Genomic DNA, 19801 nt, shown 5'->3' with positions numbered 1-19801 from the left:
AAAGCAGAGCGTACGGATGACGGGCGCTACAGCGATATGTAAATTTTTTAATGAATTTTTTGATTATAAAATCAACAAAAACAACATACTGACAGGCAAAACCCCGGAATGACAGGCATTACCGGGGCTTAGCGAAGATTTACTTCTGTAACCACCAGACAGCCTCAAAAGGCCGTAAAGTCATGGCACAGGGTTGTGGTGAGGCTTCTTCGTAGTTATGCATCACAAGCTGCCAGTTGCCGAGCATTTTCCCAGGCTGCCAGGGTTGGGTCTCACGGCTAAGGTTGGCAATGACCAGCAAGGTTTGCCCCTTCCACTCACGGCGATAGCACCACAATACAGGGCTGTTTGGCAGCAGATCCTGGTAATCGCCCCATGTCAGGACGGCTTCTTGCTTACGCAGTGCGATTAACTTTTGGTAGGTGTAAAACACCGAGGACTCATCGGCCAGCGCTGCTTCTACGTTGATTTCCTGATAGTTATCGCCCAGGCCAATCCACGGTTCGCCAGCCGTAAACCCGGCATTATCGCCGTTGGTCCATTGCATGGGTGTGCGACTGTTGTCACGGGATTTACTGGCGAGGATTGCCAATAACTCGTCGGCATCACGCCCATCGTTGCGCAGCTCGGCAAACATATTGAGGCTCTCCACGTCGCGATAGTCAGTAATGCGCGTGAAATGTGGGTTGGTCATGCCAATCTCTTCGCCCTGGTAGATATACGGCGTTCCCTGCATGCCATGCAGCACCATCGCCAGCATTTTTGCCGCAGGCACGCGGTATTCACCTTCATCACCAAAGCGAGAAACAATGCGCGGCTGATCGTGGTTACACCAGAACAAGGCATTCCATGCCACGTTGTGCATTCCTTGTTGCCAGTGGCGGAACAATGTTTTCAACGCCACAAAGTCAGGTTTAGCCAGCGTCCATTTTTCACCATCGGGATAATCGACCTTCAGGTGATGAAAATTAAAGGTCATCGACAATTCACTGCCTGTCAGTGCCGCGTATCGCTGGCAATGCTCAAGGCTGGTGGAGGACATTTCACCTACGGTCATTAACCCGTGTGGCGTAAACACATCGCGGTTCATCTCGTGCAAAAATTCGTGTGCTCGTGGCCCGTCGGTGTAGAAGCGACGCCCGTCGCCATCCAGGTCTTCAGGGTAACGCGGATCTTTGGAGATCAGATTCACCACATCCAGGCGCAACCCGTCGACCCCACGATCGGCCCAGAACTCACAGACTTTTTTCAGCTCTGCGCGTACCGCTGGATTCTCCCAGTTGAGATCCGCCTGTTCTGGTGCAAAGAGATGCAAATAGTACTGTTCGCTTTCCGCATGCCAGTGCCACGCACTACCACCGAATTTTGAACGCCAGTTGTTCGGTGGCGTTTCTGGTTCTCCATCGCGCCAGATATAAAACTGGCGGTAAGGGCTTTCTTTGTTCAGCGCCTCGCGAAACCAGGCATGTTGGGTAGAGGTATGGTTAAACACCATATCGAGAATGATACGAATCCCACGCGATTTTGCCTGTGTCACCAGTTCGTCAAAATCGTCCAGCGTGCCATAGGTGGGATCAATCGCCGTATAATTCGCTACGTCGTAACCGTTATCGACCTGGGGAGAGACATAAAAGGGGGTTAGCCAGACGGCATCAACGCCCAGTTTATGCAGATAGTCCAGGCGTTGGATAACGCCACGTAAATCGCCGGTGCCGCTACCCGTGGTGTCCTGAAAACTCTTTGGATAAATCTGGTAGATAACGCCGTTTTGCCACCAGTGGGGAAGATGAGTCATTACGTTATTCCTGCAAATGCGAGGGGGCGCAATTGCGCCCCGAAGAAAATTAAACAATGTCCAGCGTGCCCAGGCGGTATTTCCGCTGATAGATAAACGAGGTGAGTACAATCGGGATGATGATGGCGATAGCCATTGCCAGCGCAAACACCTGCCAGTAGCTCGGTTGAATCGAGAGAATTCCCGGCAGGCCGCCTACGCCGATGCCATTCGCCATAACGCCGTTCAAGCCGCATAGCAATCCTGCCAGACCAGAACCAATCATCGCGCACAGCATCGGGAAGCGATATTTCAGGTTGATGCCGTACATAGCAGGCTCAGTGACCCCAAGCCAGGCGGAGATAGCGGCAGGCACGGAGATCTCGCGTTCATTGTGCTTGCGGCTGGAAATGATAATACCTATCACGGCGGAGCCCTGAGCGATATTCGACAGTGCAATCAGCGGCCACACTGGCGTGCCACCCATGCTTTGAATCATCTGCAAATCAATAGCAAGCGTGGTCTGGTGTACGCCGGTGATCACCAGCGGGGCGTACAGGAAGCCAAACAATGCCGCGCCAATCGGAGCAAAGCTGCCGGTCATCAGGTGACGTACCGCAAAGGCAACGCCATCGCCAATCATGCGACCAAACGGACCAATCAGCGCATGGGCGAGGAACACCGCGAGGATCAGCGAACAGACGGGCACCACCACCAGATAGAGGTAATCCGGCACGATGCGCTTAAGACGAGTTTCAATAACGCCCAGCGCCAGCCCGGCTAACAGTGCCGGGATGACCTGCGCCTGATAGCCCACTTTGGCGATGCTGAACATGCCAAAGTCCCATACTTCCGGCAGCTGCTGCCCGAGCAGATAAGCGTTCATCAGCTGTGGAGAAACCAGCGTTACGCCAAGCACGATACCGAGGATCGGTGTACCGCCCATTTTTTTCACCGCTGACCAGCAAATCCCGACCGGCAGGTAGAAGAAGATCGCTTCACCGATCAACCACAGAAAATCGTAGATCGTTTGCAGGGAAGGGTACATTTGCGCCAGCGTCTGACCGTTGCTCATGGGCAAATCGCCGATCACATTGCGAAAACCGAGGATCAAACCACCACTAATCAACGCGGGCAGCAACGGGAAGAAGATCTCCGCGAAATGAGAGATCAACTGCTCATGCCATTTCATATTCTGCCGGGCGGCTTTTTTTACCTGCTCTTTATCAACCTGCGCCTGTCCGGTTGACGCAATCAGTGCTTGATAGTAATCACCCACGTTGGTGCCAATCACCACCTGAAATTGCCCGGCATTGGTGAAACAGCCTTTCACCATGGGGAGTTGCTCAATTTCTTTCGGTCTGGCATTGGCCGGTTGGCTGAGGACAAAGCGCAGGCGAGTAATACAGTGGCTCACCGTCGCAATATTGCCGCGCCCGCCGACCAGTTCAATCAACCGATCGATATCCGTTTGGTTTATTTTGCTCATCATAAAGCCCCATGGCAGATGACATTTTTGGTTGGCTGCAGAATATATTGCGCGGAAAAATTTAAAAACGGGAACGTTCCCGAAACGCAGCGAAGATCACAATTTATCGTTCAGGAAACGATCAGGACAGGGTGGCGGGGATGATGATTTGTTGCGGTTCGCTGCGCCCGGTTACCTGCGCGATCAACTGGCAGGCCGCCTGGCGTCCAGCTTCGGCATAACCGGGATCTACGGTGACGATCTCCGGATGGAGGAATTTCATTAACGGTGTATTACCGACGCTCGCCAGTTGCAAGGTGTCGATGCGTTGCTCTTGCAGGTATTTACTTGCGCCAAGTGCCAGCGTGTCGGTTGCGCACAGTAACGCGGTAGTTTCAGGCGTAATCACTTTTGCTACGTTCTCATAGCCTTGCTTCATAGCAAGCCCTGGCAGAGCGGCAACGGGATGCAATTTATGCGTTTTGCAGAACGCCAGGTAGGCTTCGTGACGTCGCTTACCGGTTGTCACGTCACTGTGCGGCACGCCGAGATAGCTGATATTACGATGTCCCTGGTCATACAGCCGTTGCATCAGGATCTTGATTGCCCCTTCGTCGTCATAACAGACCGAAGCAAAGCCTTTTGCGTCACGCGCCAGCAGAACCAGCGATGACTGCCAGTGGGCTAACATTTCTTCTGTTATGCCGGTAAAACCGAACAGCACTACGCCGTCGATATTACGCCGTTTCAGCACCCCCAAATGTTCGGCAACTAATTGTGGGGAAAACTGACTTTCCATCATGATTGGATCGTAACCTTGTTCATAGAACGCTGGCAGCATGGTTTGAACGGCGAGATTTTCTGACAACGAATCCAGACGGGTAACAATGATGGCGACCACTTTATCGCTTTGCCCACGCATAGCGCGCGCAGAGCGGGAAGGGGAAAATCCATGCTGATTCATCACTGCTTCAACACGCTCGCGCGTGCGCTGGCTCACGCCGCTTTCGTTATTCAGCACCCGGGAAACCGTAGATTTCCCCACGCCGCTTAAGCGCGCGATGTCTTTGATGGTCAGCCGATTTTGCATCCTGTTGTCCCATAACGTGTTGTTTAATTATTTGAGCCTAACTTTACCTGTGCATTCAGCAATGGGTAAAGTCTGGTTTATCGTTGGTTTAGTTGCCAGCAGGTATTATATCGCCATAAATGCTACGAATATTATTGGATTCTCCTTATTATTTGCGGCGCTTTTTTCACTTACCGGAGGTTATATGGAACCTGATCCCACGCCTCTCCCTCGACGGAGATTAAAACTTTTCCGGTAAGCCCGTCTTTTCACGGCGTTACCGGATGCGTAAGGCCGTGACGTTTTAACGTCCCTGCTCAGCTTTATTACCTTCAGGTAAGGCTTCGCCACGCCTGAAGACATTTCTGTACTGTTTCAGACAGTGCGGAGGGACTCCTTATGTTTAAAGAAATTTTTACCCGGCTCATTCGCCATTTACCTTCCCGTCTGGTTCATCGTGATCCATTGCCTGGCGCGCAGCAGACAGTGAATGCGGCGGTCCCGCCTTCTTTAAGTGCGCATTGCCTGAAAATGGCGGTGATGCCCGAAGAAGAATTGTGGAAAACGTTCGACACCCATCCGGAAGGGTTAAATCTGGCGGAAGTGGAATCTGCCCGCGAACAACATGGTGAAAATAAATTACCCGCACAACAACCGTCGCCGTGGTGGGTACATTTATGGGTCTGCTATCGCAACCCCTTTAATATTTTGCTCACCATTCTTGGTGCTATTTCTTACGCCACGGAAGATTTATTTGCCGCAGGTGTTATCGCGCTAATGGTCGCTATTTCTACGTTGCTGAACTTTATTCAGGAAGCTCGTTCCACCAAAGCGGCAGATGCCCTGAAAGCGATGGTCAGCAATACTGCGACGGTGCTGCGCGTAATTAACGACAAAGGCGAAAATGGCTGGCTGGAGATCCCGATAGACCAGCTGGTGCCCGGCGATATTATAAAACTGGCGGCGGGGGATATGATCCCGGCAGATTTACGTATCTTGCAGGCGCGGGATCTGTTTGTCGCTCAGGCGTCGTTAACCGGTGAGTCTCTGCCCGTGGAAAAAGCCGCTACCACTCGCCAGCCGGAGCACAGCAATCCGCTGGAGTGCGACACCCTGTGTTTTATGGGCACCACCGTGGTGAGCGGCACGGCACAAGCAATGGTGATTGCCACAGGTGCCAATACCTGGTTTGGTCAACTGGCGGGTCGTGTTAGTGAGCAGGAAAGCGAGCCGAATGCCTTTCAGCAAGGGATTAGCCGCGTCAGTATGCTGCTGATTCGCTTTATGCTGGTGATGGCTCCGGTGGTGTTGCTTATCAATGGTTACACTAAAGGCGACTGGTGGGAAGCTGCACTGTTTGCGCTTTCGGTCGCGGTAGGCTTAACGCCAGAAATGTTGCCGATGATTGTTACCTCGACGCTGGCGCGTGGCGCAGTCAAGTTGTCGAAACAGAAAGTGATCGTCAAACATCTGGATGCCATTCAGAACTTTGGCGCAATGGATATTCTGTGCACTGATAAAACCGGCACCCTGACACAGGATAAAATTGTGCTGGAGAATCATACCGATATCTCCGGTAAAACTAGCGAACGCGTGCTGCATAGCGCGTGGTTGAACAGCCATTACCAGACCGGGCTTAAAAACCTGCTTGATACAGCGGTGCTCGAAGGTACGGATGAAGAGTCAGCGCGCTCGCTGGCCAGCCGTTGGCAAAAAATTGATGAGATTCCGTTTGATTTCGAGCGTCGTCGGATGTCGGTGGTTGTGGCAGAAAATACCGAACATCATCAGTTGGTTTGCAAAGGCGCATTGCAGGAAATCCTCAATGTGTGTTCGCAAGTGCGTCACAATGGCGAGATTGTACCGCTCGATGACACCATGCTGCGTAAGATTAAGCGGGTTACTGATACGCTGAATCGTCAGGGGCTGCGCGTGGTTGCGGTGGCGACGAAATACCTGCCAGCGCGTGAAGGAGATTACCAGCGGGCGGATGAATCCGACCTGATCCTCGAAGGATATATTGCTTTCCTTGATCCGCCAAAAGAGACAACAGCTCCGGCACTGAAGGCATTAAAAGCGAGTGGAATTACCGTAAAAATCCTTACTGGCGACAGTGAGTTGGTTGCAGCGAAAGTGTGCCATGAAGTGGGGCTGGACGCGGGAGAGGTGGTCATTGGTAGTGATATTGAAACGCTATCTGACGACGAACTGGCAAATCTCGCACAGCGCACCACGCTGTTTGCTCGTCTGACGCCGATGCATAAAGAACGCATCGTAACGTTGCTGAAGCGCGAAGGGCATGTGGTTGGTTTTATGGGCGATGGTATTAATGATGCGCCCGCCTTACGCGCTGCGGATATCGGCATTTCTGTGGACGGCGCGGTAGATATTGCCCGTGAAGCGGCTGATATCATCCTGCTGGAAAAAAGCCTGATGGTGCTGGAAGAGGGGGTTATTGAGGGACGTCGCACTTTCGCCAACATGCTGAAATACATCAAAATGACGGCGAGCTCTAACTTCGGTAATGTGTTCAGCGTGCTGGTGGCGAGTGCTTTCTTGCCCTTCCTGCCGATGTTGCCGCTACACTTGCTTATTCAAAATCTGCTGTACGATGTGTCACAGGTGGCGATCCCATTTGATAACGTCGACGACGAGCAAATTCAAAAGCCGCAGCGTTGGAATCCGGCGGATCTGGGGCGCTTTATGGTCTTCTTCGGACCGATCAGCTCGATTTTCGATATTCTGACGTTTTGCCTGATGTGGTGGGTATTCCATGCCAACACGCCGGAAACGCAAACGCTGTTCCAGTCGGGCTGGTTTGTGGTGGGCTTACTGTCGCAAACGCTGATTGTGCATATGATCCGCACCCGCCGTGTGCCGTTTATTCAGAGCTGTGCATCGTGGCCGTTAATGATCATGACCGTGATCGTGATGATTGTCGGGATCGCATTGCCTTTTTCACCGCTGGCCAGTTATCTGCAACTGCAGGCGCTGCCGTTAAGCTATTTCCCGTGGCTGGTTGCGATTCTGGCAGGGTATATGACGTTAACCCAGTTGGTGAAAGGGTTCTATAGCCGTCGTTACGGCTGGCAATAAAGAATAAACTGGGCATGGTGGCCCGGAATCAGATTGCAGACAAAGTGAGCTTTGTTCATGCCGGATGCGGCGTAAATGCCTTATCAGGCCTACAAATTCAATAAATTGCAGGAATCACGTAGGCCTGATAAGCGTAGCGCATCAGGCAATTTTGCGTTTGTCATTAGACTTAATCCGGGCATGATAGCCCGGATTTCCATCAAGATTAGCGACGAACAGCGATCGCTTCGATCTCAATCTTCACGTCTTTCGGCAGACGGGCAACTTCAACGCAAGAACGTGCCGGGAAGGTGGCGTTGTGTTCGGTGAAGAAGGCTTCGTAGGTAGCATTAACGGTTGCGAAGTCGTTCAGATCTTTCACAAACACGGTGGTTTTAACGATATCGCCCACTTTCAGGCCAGCGGCTTCGACGATCGCTTTTACGTTATCCAGCGACTGACGCGCCTGTGCAGCGACATCTGCCGGGACTTCGCCCGTTTTCGGGTTTACCGGGATCTGACCGGAAGTGATAATCATATTGCCCAGATCAACGCCCTGCACGTAAGGACCGATAGCTGCCGGTGCATTTTCCGTCGCGATAGTTTTGCTCATGATTTCTCCTTTATTACAGCGGTAAAAAGTCTGGCTCATTATAGGGAGCCAGACTTTTATTACCAACCGCAATTAATTGGCCAGCACCACATTATGGGAAAACTCTTTTTCACAGTATTTGCATTTGAGCGCGATATCATTGGCGCGTTTTCGCACGGCAAAGCTGGATGAAACCGGTTCGGCATGGCTGATACAGTTGCTGTTCGGGCAGACCAGCACATTGTCGATGCGCTCTGGCAGACTGGGGCGCGATTTGCCAACCACTTCATAGTTGTCGATACGGTTAACCGTGGCTTGCGGTGCATATAACGCCAGCTGATCAACCTGATCCTCACTTAAAAAGGTATTTTCGATTTTGATCAGATCCTTGCGCCCCATCTCGCCAGAAGGCAAATTCAGACCAATGGTGATGCGCTGATCTGTTTCGGTCAACTTGAACAGACTCAACAGCTTAAAACCGATCTGGGCGGGGATATGGTCAATTACCGTGCCGCGTTTAATAGCTTCAACCTGCAATTTATTATCGTGTGTCATCTCTATTTCCCCTTACAGTACCAGATCGCGATTCAGAACCAGTGCCAGTAACGCCTGGCGAGCGAAAATCCCGTTGCCTGCTTGCTGGAAGTACCAGGCGTGAGGCGTTTTATCCACATCCGTCGCAATCTCATCAACACGCGGCAGCGGATGCAGCACTTTCATATTGGCTTTGGCGTTGTGGAGATCGCTGGCGCGAAGAACAAACTGTGCTTTCACGTTGGCGTACTCGGACGGGTCCAGACGCTCTTTTTGCACGCGGGTCATGTACAGGATGTCTACTTCCGCCATCACTTCTTCAATAGAGCTGTGCAGACTCCAGGCGATCCCTTTTTCATCGAGCATATCCAGAATGTATTGCGGCATTGCCAGCGCATCCGGCGCGATAAAGTAAAAACGATTGCCGTCGAACTTCGCTAGCGCCTGGGTCAGGGAGTGAACGGTGCGGCCATATTTCAGGTCACCAACCATTGCGACGTGGAGATTGTCCAGACGCCCCTGGGTTTCCTGAATGGTGAATAAGTCCAGCAAGGTTTGCGTCGGATGTTGGTTGGAGCCATCACCGGCATTCAGTACCGGTACATTGCCGGAAAACTCGGTGGCCAGGCGCGCTGCACCTTCCTGCGGATGACGCATCACTATCGCATCGACGTAAGTGCTGATAACCGAAATGGTATCGGCCAGCGTTTCGCCCTTTTTACCCAGTGATGTATTGGCGCTGTCGGAGAAGCCCACCACGCTGGCACCCAGGCGGTGCATGGAAGTTTCGAAAGAGAGGCGGGTGCGGGTAGAGGCTTCGAAGAAACAGCTGGCAATAACTTTGTGCTTCAACAGTTCTGGTTGCGGGTTCGCTTTCAGTTTCGCCGCTGTCGCCAGCACCAGATTAAGGTCATCGCGACTAAGGTCGTTTATGGAAATGATATGTTTCTGATATAGCGGATTAGCCATCTTTTATCTCCTGACGCCTGGGCAAAAAAAAGCCCCTCGATTGAGGGGCTGGGAATGGGTGATCAACGGGAAGAAAAACGGCAGGCCAGCGTCTTTTTTCAGACGCGGTAAGACAAAATGTCGAACACACTGAACCATACATCCTCCCGGCAAATTGTCCGGCATTATACTCAGCTCTGAGAGAGGATCAAGAAGATGATGCAGTTATAAAGCAAGGCAAACGGTTATCATGAATATATATTCAATTTTAATAAGTAATTAATTTGCTTGTGCACCAGGGCTGTACGCTTTACCACACGTGGTGCGACCCAAACGATATTGCTGCCAGCAATCACGCCAAGAATTTCTGGCAAAGCATGGAAATCAAGGATTCGCGCTACTGCCCGACCATATCCGGCGACGGTATGGATAAGGATAAATTCACCATTATGCTCGACACTCAGGACCATTTCAGCGACGGATCGACCTGCGTCAGGTGTGGGAAGTAATTGAGGATTCACCGAATAAATTTTTTGTCCTTTTGTATTTCTAATTTTTATGACTCCCAGCAATTTCAGTAGTCGTGAAACGGTTGACTGACTGATACTGTCAAAGCCATGGTTTTGCAAATCGCGGCGGATTTCCTCCTGTGAAAGATAACTTTTTTCGGTAATCAGGCGCTGACAGACCGCCAGTTGCTTCTTTTCTTTGGCGGAGTAATCATCGTATTCCTTCATAATGCACCTTTTATTTATTATTACCTGATGATATTTTTCACATTTTATAATGTGAGAGTGGTTCATTTATCACTACACCAGATTTGAAGGCCGCTTTGATAAGCGGCCTGTCGCGTTAAATCATCGCGGCGATACTCAGCACAATCATATTCAACATCGTGAGAATCAGCAGTAGCGGTGCTACCCATCTCAGATAACGGACCCAGGGTACACGGGCAATCGCCAGACCGCCCATCACTACCGCAGAGGTTGGCGTAATCAAATTAACCACCCCGGAAGCAGACTGATAAGCGGTCACCACCAGATCGCGTTGTACATGAGCAAAATCAGCGAGTGGAGCCATTATTGGCATCGTTAACACTGCAAGGCCGGAAGATGAGGGAACCAGAAAAGAGAGCAATACTTCCAGCCAATAGGTCACGTTGATGAAAACAGTGGTGGAAAGCCCTGAAACCAGATTCTCAGCACTGTGCAGAATTGTGTGCGTAATCATGCCGTTATCCATCACGACCACAATACCGCGGGCGATGCCGATAATCAGTGCCACACCAAGGAGATCCCGCGCGCCGTCAATAAAGGTACTGGTGAAGGTTTCTTCGCCCATGCGGGCAATGACACCCACGATGACCGCAGCTGCCAGAAAGACAGCAGAGATTTCCGCCATCCACCAACCCAGTACCGCTACGCCGTAAATCATAAAGGCAAAGGATGCAGCAAAAAGTATCAGGATCGCTTTGCGCGTGGGGGTAAATTCCAGCATCGTTTCTGAACGATTTCCCAGAAAATGCGCCTGGTTTTCAGCCATCTTATCCGCCACGATAGAGCTTTCCGGACTGTTGCGAACTTTGCGGGCATAACGCATAACCCAGTAAACACAAATCACGTAGCCTACTAACAGCAAAATAACACGCAGCAAAATGCCCTGAGTAAAGGGGATCCCTGCGGCGTTGGCAGCAATGACGGTAGCAAATGGGTTAATGGTTGAGCCCAGCGTGCCAATGCCCGATCCCAATAACACTGTGGCGGCAGCGACCAGAGGATCAAAGCGGGCAGCCATCATGACGGGCACCAGCAACGTGTAGAAGGGGAGTGATTCTTCCGCCATCCCATAAATAGTACCGCCAGCAGCGAAGAGCGCCATCAGGATCGGAATCATCCACTCTTCCCGACCATTAAGGCGAGTTGTCACTCGTTCGATACCGGCATCTATTGCCCCGGTTTTATTTACTACTCCCAAAAATCCACCGATGATCAGGACAAACAGCGCGACATCAATCGCTCCCGCAGTGTAGGTTTGATGGTTGTACAAGCCGTCGATGGGCGCTAACAGGACAGCCGTAATACCCTGTGGTTGTGCCTCAACAGGTGCGTAAGTGCCTGCAACAGGAACTTCCTTTCCCAGTGCGGCATTTGTCACCATCTGATATTTTCCCGCAGGTACAATCCAGGTCATTGCCGCAACTAACGCAATCAGCACGAACAAGATGGTATAAGCGGTGGGAAATTTGAATTTACCCATAATGTGATCTCCATAATCACGGGCATACGCTACTCGTCGACGCATGCCCGTCAGGGTTAGTCGCCGAGAGTTGCTACCATCACCGCTTTAATGGTGTGCATCCGGTTTTCTGCTTCATCGAAAACAATAGAGTGGGCCGATTCAAAAACCTCTTCAGTAACTTCCAGTCCTTTGAGGCCGTAGGCCATCTCGATCTCGCGTCCTACTGTGGTGTGCTCATTATGGAAGGCGGGCAGGCAGTGCATAAATTTAACTTCAGGGTTACGCGTGGCAGTAATCACCTGTTGATTGATCTGATAAGGTGCCATCAGACTCACTCGTTCTGCCCAGGCTTCTTTTGGCTCTCCCATCGAAACCCAAACATCCGTATAGAGAAAATCAACGTCGTATACGCCTTCTTCCACATCCTCTGTCAGGGTGATTCTCGCCCCAGTCACGCTGGCGATCTCACGGCATTGTGTTACCAGCGTTTCATCTGGCCAGAAAGATTTTGGTGCCACCAGACGGATATCCATCCCCATTTTTGCAGCACCAACCATCAGCGAGTTCCCCATGTTATTTCGGGCATCACCAAGATACGCAAAGCTCAGCTCTGGCAGCGTTTTGCCTGGCGCATGTTCCAGCATGGTCATTAAATCCGCGAGGATCTGTGTCGGGTGAAATTCATTGGTCAGTCCGTTCCATACCGGAACACCAGCGAACTCACCTAATTCTTCAACGATATTCTGACCATAACCGCGATACTCAATACCGTCATACATGCGTCCGAGTACGCGAGCGGTATCTTTCATTGATTCTTTATGGCCGATTTGTGAGCCGCTGGGGCCGATGTAAGTCACCTGCGCACCTTGATCAAAGGCCGCGACTTCAAAGGCACAGCGGGTACGGGTAGAGGATTTTTCAAAAATCAACGCAATGTTTTTACCGACCAGCGTTTGTTTTTCGTTTCCAGATTTCTTGGCGGCTTTAAGATTGATAGCCAAATCAATCAGGTATTGAATCTCTGCTGGGGTGTAATCAAGCAGCTTAAGAAAATTACGGTTTTTCAGTGAAGTAGCCATGGGGATGTCCTTATAAAAATGGATCAAGCGTGGTTATGGGGGGTATCAAGGCGAATAAGAGTGCCTTTGTCTCCGGCGAGAATTTCCGGACCATCTGCAAGAGAGCCGATCCCTGCAATGCCCCGGCACTGACTAACAAACTTTGCGCAGGCGGTGACTTTCGGCCCCATAGACCCGGCATCAAACTGCATTTCGTTGAGTAATTCCGGCGTGACCTGGGCCAGCGGGCGTTGGGTTGGCTTGCCCCAGTCGAGATATACTGCGTCCGCATCAGTGAGGATCAACAAGGCGTCAGCATGGATCTGACTTGCCAGTAGCGCGGCTGAAAGATCTTTGTCGATAACCGCTTCAATCCCATGGTATCCATCGGCTTTTTCAACCACCGGAACACCACCGCCACCATTACAGATCACCAGATGATCGTGGGCGATCAGTGTCTGGATGGCATCCCGCTCGACGATGCGTTTAGGTTGTGGAGAAGGTACGACCCGGCGGAAAGAGTGACCATCTGCTTTGAAAACCCAGCCTTTTTCTGCCTGTAGTACCTGAGTCTGAGCGTGGTCATAAATTGGGCCGATGTACTTAGTTGGGTTACTGAAGGCAGGATCGTTGGCATCCACTTCAACCTGCGTCAGCAGCACGCTGATTTCACGTTGTGGTAGTTGATTTTTCAGCGCCTGTTGGAGCATGTAGCCGATCATCCCCTGGCTTTCGGCCCCCAGAATGTCGAGTGGATAGGGAGCGACATGGGCATAGGCGCTATTTTGAAGTGCCAGAAGTCCAACTTGTGGGCCATTCCCGTGAACCAGTACAACCCGCCAGTGTTGAGTCAGTTGGGCGATAGTTTTAGCCGCAAGATCGATATTTTTACGTTGGATTTCTGCTTCGAGTGGTTCGCCTCGTTTAAGCAGGGCATTACCGCCGAGAGCGATAACCAGTGTTGGTTTGTTTTCCATGATCTCTTCCTTAGATACCGTCACGATGCAAAGGGCAACTCATGCAACGTGCGCCGCCACGTCCGCGGCCTAATTCATCACCGGGGATGGGTAAAACGGTGATGCCTGCTTTGTCATATTTTTCGTTAGTCCAGATGTTGCGCTCGTAGCCCACTACCACTCCCGGCCGAAGCGTGAGCACATTGTTAGCGTCATTCCACTGTTCGCGTTCTGCCTCAAAGGCATCACCCCCCGTGGTGATTAAACGTACCTGGTCAATACCGAGGGCTTTTTCGATAGCATGGAGGAGTGTGCTTTCTTGAGTACGTTTCAGGCCGCCGTGACCGTCAGGTGTTAGCGTCCAGCAATTATCATCCGGGCGCACAACTTCGGGATAAACCGAGAAGGTGTCGATATCGATATGAGTCATAACGGTGTCAAGATGCATACAGGAGCGGTGTTTAGGCAGCTCAACAGCGATTACCCGTTCAGCCTGACGATGTTTAAACAATGCCTGAGCAAGAAACTCGACTCCTTGTGGCGTGGTGCGTTCAGACATGCCGATCAACACGGCCCCCCGACCAATCACCAGCACATCACCACCTTCTAACGTGGCGTGGTCATAATTAATATTCTCGTCGCCGAAATATTTAATAAATTCGCCGCCAGCAAATTGTGGATGCCAGCGATAAATAGCGCGTAGATTATTGGTTTCACGTTGGCGAGCAGGTTTTGCCATTGGATTAATCGATACACCGTTATAAATCCAGCATGAGGTATCACGCGTAAATAAATGATTCGGTAACGGCTTCATAATGAAATCATTAATATCGTGGGTATCAACCACCATATTTTTAATTGAGGCGGGAATTTCACTATAAGTCAGCCCACCACTTAAATGACGAGCAAGGTCCCGGTGTGACATCTCTGCAAGCCAGGTGCGAACGTCAGTAGCAAACGTAGGGCCGAGTCGGTAATCTGATATTTGTGTTTCCAGTAACCAGCTTTTGGCTTCCGGGATATCCAATGTTTGTGTTAGTAAATCAGTGAGTAACAGAACTTCTATCCCTTGCTGGCGCAGCGTGTTGGCGAAAATATCATGCTCTTCACCTGCCCGCTCAACGGACAATACATCGTCAAATAACAACTCCTGGCAATTGGATGGTGTTAGACGTTTCAGACTGAGATTTGGGCGATGCAACATAACGCTGCGTAGTTGTCCAATTTCAGAACCAACATAATGCTTTTCCATCATTATTCCTTTAACACTTTTTCAAAAATAAAGAGGAGATGGCTGCAAACAAATTAAATGCTTGTAGTCAGGTCTGTTCAGTAATTTTCAGATGCAATGATTCAGTTTATTTCTTCCAGAAAATGTGACGACTTTCACACCAGCGGTGATATTAATAATCGAAGTTAATAATATTTGATGCGGTTCTGATAAATGATAAAGAAACAAAATACGATAATGCATTAATACGCAAATATACGCAGAGTTATTCTTCGTTGTTAATTGATTGTTTTATTTTTCAGGAAATGCCTTTAAGTATAATACATTGATATTTATGTATATTTTAATATTCATTGCATATCTATGCGAAAGGATAAGGTGATTATTTTTCACAGCACTATTTTCACGGGATAACTATGACAGCACGGGCATTAAAAGCTAAGAAAATGAACTGTGATCTGACTGAGAGTTTTCTTTTAACATATGCAATAACAAGATATTAGGACCAAAATACATAGCTAAGTTATAAGATTTATGCAGCAAAACTGCATACAAAATTACTCCTGCTTAACATCAGTACAACATCTCCAGCAATAAACATGCGCAAGGGCAAAACCTGATGATTTTTCTATGGTGAGAGGTGGCTTTTTTTCGTATAAGGAAAGAAGTGAAACATTGTTTTAATAAAGGAAGATATTATGATTGTTGGCAACATCCATCACTTACAATCCTGGCTGCCGGAAGAACTTCGCGAAGCAATTGAGTACATCAAATCACATGTCAGCGATGAGACAGCAAAAGGTAAGCACGCTATTGACGGCGACCGTCTGTTTTATCTGATTTCTGAGGATACGACTGAACCAGGTGAACTGCGTCGTGCTGAGTATCATGCTCGTTATCTCGATATCCAGATTGTATTAAAAGGGCAGGAAGGGATGACATTTAGCACGCAACCAGCAGGCGTACCAGAGACTGACTGGCTGGCAGATAAAGATATTGCTTTTATCGGGCAGGGGATCGATGAAAAAACAGTGATTCTTAATGAAGGGGATTTTGTCGTTTTCTATCCTGGCGAAGTTCACAAACCGCTTTGTGCGGTGGGAGCCCCCGCTCAGGTACGGAAAGCAGTAGTTAAGCTATTAAAAGCGTAAGTGATCACTGCCGGGGGCGACCGGTGCCGCCGCCCGGCAAAACGTTATTTTGCTAATGTAGCGACCATAACAGCTTTTATGGTGTGCATCCGGTTTTCTGCCTGGTCAAAGACAATACTTGCCGGAGATTCAAAGACTTCATCGGTGACTTCCATTCCACCATACAGACCAAATTCTGCGGCCATTTTTTTACCCAGCGTGGTTTGCTCATCATGAAATGCAGGCAGACAGTGGAGGAACTTAACCTGCGAATTACCGGTCAGGGCCATCATTTTGCTATTCACCTGATAGTCACGCAGCAGGGCAATACGCTCCGCCCATTTCTCTTTGGGCTCACCCATCGATACCCAGACATCGGTATAGATAAAGTCTGCGCCTTTAACCCCAGAGGCGATATCTTCCGTTAAGGTGATTTTACCCCCGTGTTTTTGTGCCAGAGCACTGCATTCGGCGACCAGCGCAGCTTCCGGCCAGCATGCCTGTGGCGCGACCAGACGCAAATCCAGACCGGTAAGCGACGCAGCTTCGAGCATCGAATTGCCCATGTTGTTACGCGCGTCACCTGCATAGACCAGCGTCATTTCGTTGAATGCTTTGCCGGGCAAATGCTCCTGCATGGTGAGGAGATCCGCCAGCAGCTGCGTGGGGTGGAACTCATTGGTCAGGCCGTTCCATACTGGCACGCCAGCGTATTCCGCCAGTGTTTCGACAATCTCCTGACCATAGCCGCGATACTGAATACCGTCATACATGCGACCAAGCACGCGGGCAGTGTCTTTAATCGACTCTTTGTGACCAATCTGGCTGCCGCTTGGGCCGAGATAAGTAACGCGAGCACCCTGGTCATATGCGGCAACTTCGAAAGAGCATCGGGTACGGGTCGAGTCTTTTTCGAAGATGAGCGCGATGTTTTTGCCAGTGAGTCTGGCTTCTTCTTTACCGCTTTTCTTATCGGCTTTCAGCTTCGCGGCTAACTGCAACAAGCTGTTGAGTTCAGCTGGCGTGAAATCGAGTAATTTCAGGAAATGCTTATGATAAAACCCGGACATAGATCCCTCCTGTGGCTAATGCCTCAATGAATTAAAATTCAATTTATATGGATGATTATTCATTTGCAAGTCTAAAGCATAAATCTTTGTCACAAAGGTGGAGGCAATGTCAGTGGTGTGTGACAATAAGAGTATCGGCAGGACATTAAGAGGAATGAGCCATGGCAAACCCGGAACAACTGGAAGAACAGCGTGAAGAAACACGTTTGATTATTGAAGAATTACTGGAAGATGGCAGCGATCCGGACGCGCTGTACACCATCGAACACCATCTTTCCGCAGACGATCTGGAAACCCTGGAAAAAGCAGCAGTTGAAGCGTTTAAACTCGGTTACGAAGTGACCGATCCAGAAGAGCTGGAAGTTGAAGATGGTGACATCGTGATTTGCTGCGACATCCTCAGCGAGTGTGCGTTGAATGCCGATCTGATCGATGCCCAGGTTGAACAACTGATGACGCTGGCGGAGAAATTTGACGTTGAGTACGACGGTTGGGGCACTTACTTTGAAGATCCTAACGGCGAAGACGGTGACGATGAAGATTTTGTCGATGAAGACGATGACGGTATTCGTCACTAATTAAGCGTTGACGACAAAGGCTGCGTTACCTGATGCGCTACGCATATCAGGCCCAGGTAGTTCCTGCAACCTGGTGAATTTGTAGCCCGGATAAGGCATTTACGTCACATCCAGCATACTCAAAAAGCACGTGGTTAATGTTCGAATGCCCGCGAGTCTAAGCTCGCGGGCATTTTTCAAAGTTTGCGTAGCATCCGTACTTCACAATCGACATGACCCGTGCAGCCAAGCGCATAGTCGATATGCTCAAAGCCCAAATGCTCATAAAGCGCAATGGCTTCCTTTAAAAAAGCGGTCGTTTCCAGATAGCAGCGTTTGAAACCCATTTCTCGCGCCTGCTCCATTGCCATTAAGGCCAGTTTTTTTGCCAGCCCTTTGCCGCGGATAGCCGGAAGAAAATACATCTTTTGCAGTTCGCAAATGTCTGACTCACTCCCGGTTAATGGCGCAATCCCACCGCCGCCGACCACTTCACCCTCGTACTCAACCACCCAATATGCGTGGCCAGGCTGACTATACACTTGATACAGCTCGTCAAGGTTCGGATCGGCGACGGTGTAGCCTTTATCAGCGGTAAGACCGTATTCGGCGGATACCTGACGAATGACGTGGGCGATAGCAGGATTATCGGCGACGGTAAGTTTGCGCAAACGGAGTGCGGGAGAAGCGACAACATTCATAGCATAGCTCAATTTCAAATGTATGATTTATAGCTCACTTTAATACCACCCTCGCTTAGGTGGTGCAAGAAGAAGATAAATCAGAAAATATTAAGCATATCTCTCTGAGATAAAGCGTATTCTAGGCGAACCAGTATCAATTAACTGGAATTATTATCGGTATGAATGGAATTTATTTTAGGGATATAGTTCATGAATAATGTAAACATCGGGAAAGATAATTCTCGGCACTCGTTTGTTTTCACAGGCAAAGGTGGTGAGTATTTTCTTATTTGTCTTGTGAATTTTTTACTGACAATTATTACTCTGGGAATATATGGACCGTGGGCATTGATAAAATGCCGTCGTTATATTTATCAACATGTGACACTCAAGGGGCAACCATTTAGTTATAAGGGAACAGGTGGTGCCATTTTTGTTAGCATGTTACTTATTGTGGTGGTTTATCTTCTCAGTATTTCTTGTTTTGCAGGTCAACACTTTGCGCTCGGTTTATTCCTGTTTGCTCTCTTGATCTGCGGTATTCCTTGTATGGCAGTGAAGAGCCTGCAGTATCAGGCGAACATGACCTCACTGAATGACATTCGCTTTGGCTTTAACTGCTCAATGATGCGTGCATGGTGGGTTATGCTAGGACTGCCTGTTCTGTTGGCGTTAGTTTTTTGGTTCGCACTGTATCTTATTGCACAAGTGACGACATCGATAGGAGGGTTATTCTTTAACTTAGTCGCATTAAGTTTGCTTTCTGCCATCGGGCTAGGTGTTGTCCATGGTATAACCTATAGTAAATGGATGCCATTGCTGGGTAATAATGCAACTTTTGGCATTCATAAGTTTTCTATTCAGGTAAACGTAAAAGAATGCATTAAAGGTTGCATGCTCGCAATATTAACCATGGTTCCTTTCATCATTGTGATTGGTATTATGATCGCACCACTATTTCAGCAGTTAATGATGATGACCATGTTGGGTAGGTCTGATGCTGGCAGTGAGTTTGTATTACAATATTACCCGCAGATTATGGCTTCTTATTTCCTGTATTTTGTCGCGATCCTTGTGTTTGCCAGTTATCTCTATGTCACGTTACGCAGTTTGTTCCTGAATAATCTGACACTGGCAAATGGCGCTATTCGTTTTCATTCATCTGTTACCGCGATCGGTATGCTTCTGCGCATGTTGGCGTTATTAATGGGGGCCTCAATTACCTGTGGTCTGGCTTATCCCTGGCTGAAAATGTGGATGGTTAGCTGGATTGCTAACAATACCCATGTCCAGGGCGACCTTGATTCGCTGGAGTTAACCAATGATGACAAACCGCAGGATAGCGGTTCGTTAATGTGGATATCTCGCGGTATTATGCCGTATGTTCCGTTTATCTAAATAAAAAGGCCGGAGCATGC

Annotated in this window: 19 protein-coding genes; 5 read left to right on the top strand and 14 right to left on the bottom strand. The window is 49.4% G+C overall.

Annotation, left to right across the window (positions count from 1 at the left end):
* Nucleotides 1-139: 139 nt before the first annotated feature.
* From treC to treR, 3 genes are all read right to left on the bottom strand, one after another.
* The gene (treC, locus tag ACJHX4_RS14995; protein ID WP_001312398.1) at nt 140-1795 is read right to left on the bottom strand and encodes an alpha,alpha-phosphotrehalase; all 1656 of its coding nucleotides are present in this window, start codon (nt 1793-1795) and stop codon (nt 140-142) included.
* A gap of 49 nt (nt 1796-1844) precedes the next feature.
* Nucleotides 1845-3266 (bottom strand): PTS trehalose transporter subunit IIBC, encoded by a 1422-nt coding sequence (gene treB, locus ACJHX4_RS14990; protein ID WP_001531227.1) that lies wholly within the window; start codon nt 3264-3266, stop codon nt 1845-1847.
* 118 nt (nt 3267-3384) lie between these two features.
* Nucleotides 3385-4332 carry a trehalose operon repressor TreR gene (gene treR / locus ACJHX4_RS14985; RefSeq protein ID WP_001181333.1) on the bottom strand — a complete coding sequence of 316 codons (948 nt, stop codon included), beginning with the start codon at nt 4330-4332 and terminating at the stop codon, nt 3385-3387.
* 184 nt (nt 4333-4516) lie between these two features.
* Here treR and mgtL point away from each other — a divergent pair, with 184 nt between their 5' ends.
* Both mgtL and mgtA read left to right on the top strand, forming a co-directional pair.
* Nucleotides 4517-4570, top strand: coding sequence for a mgtA regulatory leader peptide MgtL (gene mgtL / locus ACJHX4_RS14980; RefSeq protein WP_001387276.1), 54 nt, complete (start codon nt 4517-4519; stop codon nt 4568-4570).
* 140 nt (nt 4571-4710) lie between these two features.
* Nucleotides 4711-7407, top strand: coding sequence for a magnesium-translocating P-type ATPase (mgtA, locus tag ACJHX4_RS14975; RefSeq protein ID WP_000471858.1), 2697 nt, complete (start codon nt 4711-4713; stop codon nt 7405-7407).
* Between the two features lie 205 nt (nt 7408-7612).
* On the opposite strand, the gene ridA is transcribed toward mgtA, so the two are convergent.
* The 9 genes from ridA to arcA form a co-directional block, all read right to left on the bottom strand.
* Nucleotides 7613-7999: a 2-iminobutanoate/2-iminopropanoate deaminase gene (ridA, locus tag ACJHX4_RS14970; protein WP_000047539.1), complete on the bottom strand. Its 387-nt coding sequence runs from the start codon at nt 7997-7999 to the stop codon at nt 7613-7615.
* Between the two features lie 72 nt (nt 8000-8071).
* Complete coding sequence (gene pyrI, locus ACJHX4_RS14965) at nt 8072-8533, bottom strand: aspartate carbamoyltransferase regulatory subunit (protein WP_000148581.1); 462 nt, start codon at nt 8531-8533, stop codon at nt 8072-8074.
* A gap of 12 nt (nt 8534-8545) precedes the next feature.
* Nucleotides 8546-9481, bottom strand: a complete 936-nt coding sequence (gene pyrB, locus ACJHX4_RS14960) for an aspartate carbamoyltransferase (RefSeq protein ID WP_000013046.1) — start codon at nt 9479-9481, stop codon at nt 8546-8548.
* 3 nt (nt 9482-9484) lie between these two features.
* Complete coding sequence (gene pyrL, locus ACJHX4_RS14955) at nt 9485-9619, bottom strand: pyr operon leader peptide (RefSeq protein WP_001296693.1); 135 nt, start codon at nt 9617-9619, stop codon at nt 9485-9487.
* Between the two features lie 89 nt (nt 9620-9708).
* A complete protein-coding gene (locus ACJHX4_RS14950) occupies nt 9709-10197 on the bottom strand; it encodes an arginine repressor (protein ID WP_000666045.1) in 489 nt (162 codons plus the stop codon).
* Nucleotides 10198-10312: 115 nt separating this feature from the next.
* Nucleotides 10313-11716 (bottom strand): YfcC family protein, encoded by a 1404-nt coding sequence (locus tag ACJHX4_RS14945; protein ID WP_001298046.1) that lies wholly within the window; start codon nt 11714-11716, stop codon nt 10313-10315.
* A gap of 56 nt (nt 11717-11772) precedes the next feature.
* Nucleotides 11773-12777 (bottom strand): ornithine carbamoyltransferase, encoded by a 1005-nt coding sequence (gene argF / locus ACJHX4_RS14940; RefSeq protein WP_000235832.1) that lies wholly within the window; start codon nt 12775-12777, stop codon nt 11773-11775.
* A 23-nt stretch (nt 12778-12800) separates the two neighbouring features.
* A complete protein-coding gene (gene arcC, locus ACJHX4_RS14935; protein WP_000428627.1) occupies nt 12801-13733 on the bottom strand; it encodes a carbamate kinase in 933 nt (310 codons plus the stop codon).
* Between the two features lie 10 nt (nt 13734-13743).
* Nucleotides 13744-14964: an arginine deiminase gene (arcA, locus tag ACJHX4_RS14930; RefSeq protein WP_001531231.1), complete on the bottom strand. Its 1221-nt coding sequence runs from the start codon at nt 14962-14964 to the stop codon at nt 13744-13746.
* A 677-nt stretch (nt 14965-15641) separates the two neighbouring features.
* Between arcA and ACJHX4_RS14925 the strand changes: the two genes are divergently transcribed.
* Nucleotides 15642-16094, top strand: a complete 453-nt coding sequence (locus ACJHX4_RS14925) for a YhcH/YjgK/YiaL family protein (protein ID WP_000635215.1) — start codon at nt 15642-15644, stop codon at nt 16092-16094.
* A gap of 44 nt (nt 16095-16138) precedes the next feature.
* On the opposite strand, the gene argF (ACJHX4_RS14920) is transcribed toward ACJHX4_RS14925, so the two are convergent.
* Nucleotides 16139-17143, bottom strand: coding sequence for an ornithine carbamoyltransferase (argF, locus tag ACJHX4_RS14920; protein WP_000012939.1), 1005 nt, complete (start codon nt 17141-17143; stop codon nt 16139-16141).
* 161 nt (nt 17144-17304) lie between these two features.
* Between argF (ACJHX4_RS14920) and rraB the strand changes: the two genes are divergently transcribed.
* Nucleotides 17305-17721, top strand: coding sequence for a ribonuclease E inhibitor RraB (gene rraB, locus ACJHX4_RS14915; RefSeq protein WP_000002952.1), 417 nt, complete (start codon nt 17305-17307; stop codon nt 17719-17721).
* Between the two features lie 176 nt (nt 17722-17897).
* Here rraB and ACJHX4_RS14910 read toward each other — a convergent pair whose 3' ends face one another.
* Nucleotides 17898-18401 carry a GNAT family N-acetyltransferase gene (locus ACJHX4_RS14910; protein ID WP_001298035.1) on the bottom strand — a complete coding sequence of 168 codons (504 nt, stop codon included), beginning with the start codon at nt 18399-18401 and terminating at the stop codon, nt 17898-17900.
* Between the two features lie 192 nt (nt 18402-18593).
* On the opposite strand from ACJHX4_RS14910, the gene ACJHX4_RS14905 reads away from it, so the two are divergent.
* Nucleotides 18594-19781, top strand: a complete 1188-nt coding sequence (locus ACJHX4_RS14905) for a YjgN family protein (protein ID WP_001067071.1) — start codon at nt 18594-18596, stop codon at nt 19779-19781.
* Nucleotides 19782-19801: the final 20 nt, after the last annotated feature.

Source organism: Escherichia sp. WS2035 (genome assembly GCF_046487065.1).
Classification (GTDB): domain Bacteria; phylum Pseudomonadota; class Gammaproteobacteria; order Enterobacterales; family Enterobacteriaceae; genus Escherichia; species Escherichia coli.
This window is presented reverse-complemented; position numbering and strand designations above follow the sequence as displayed.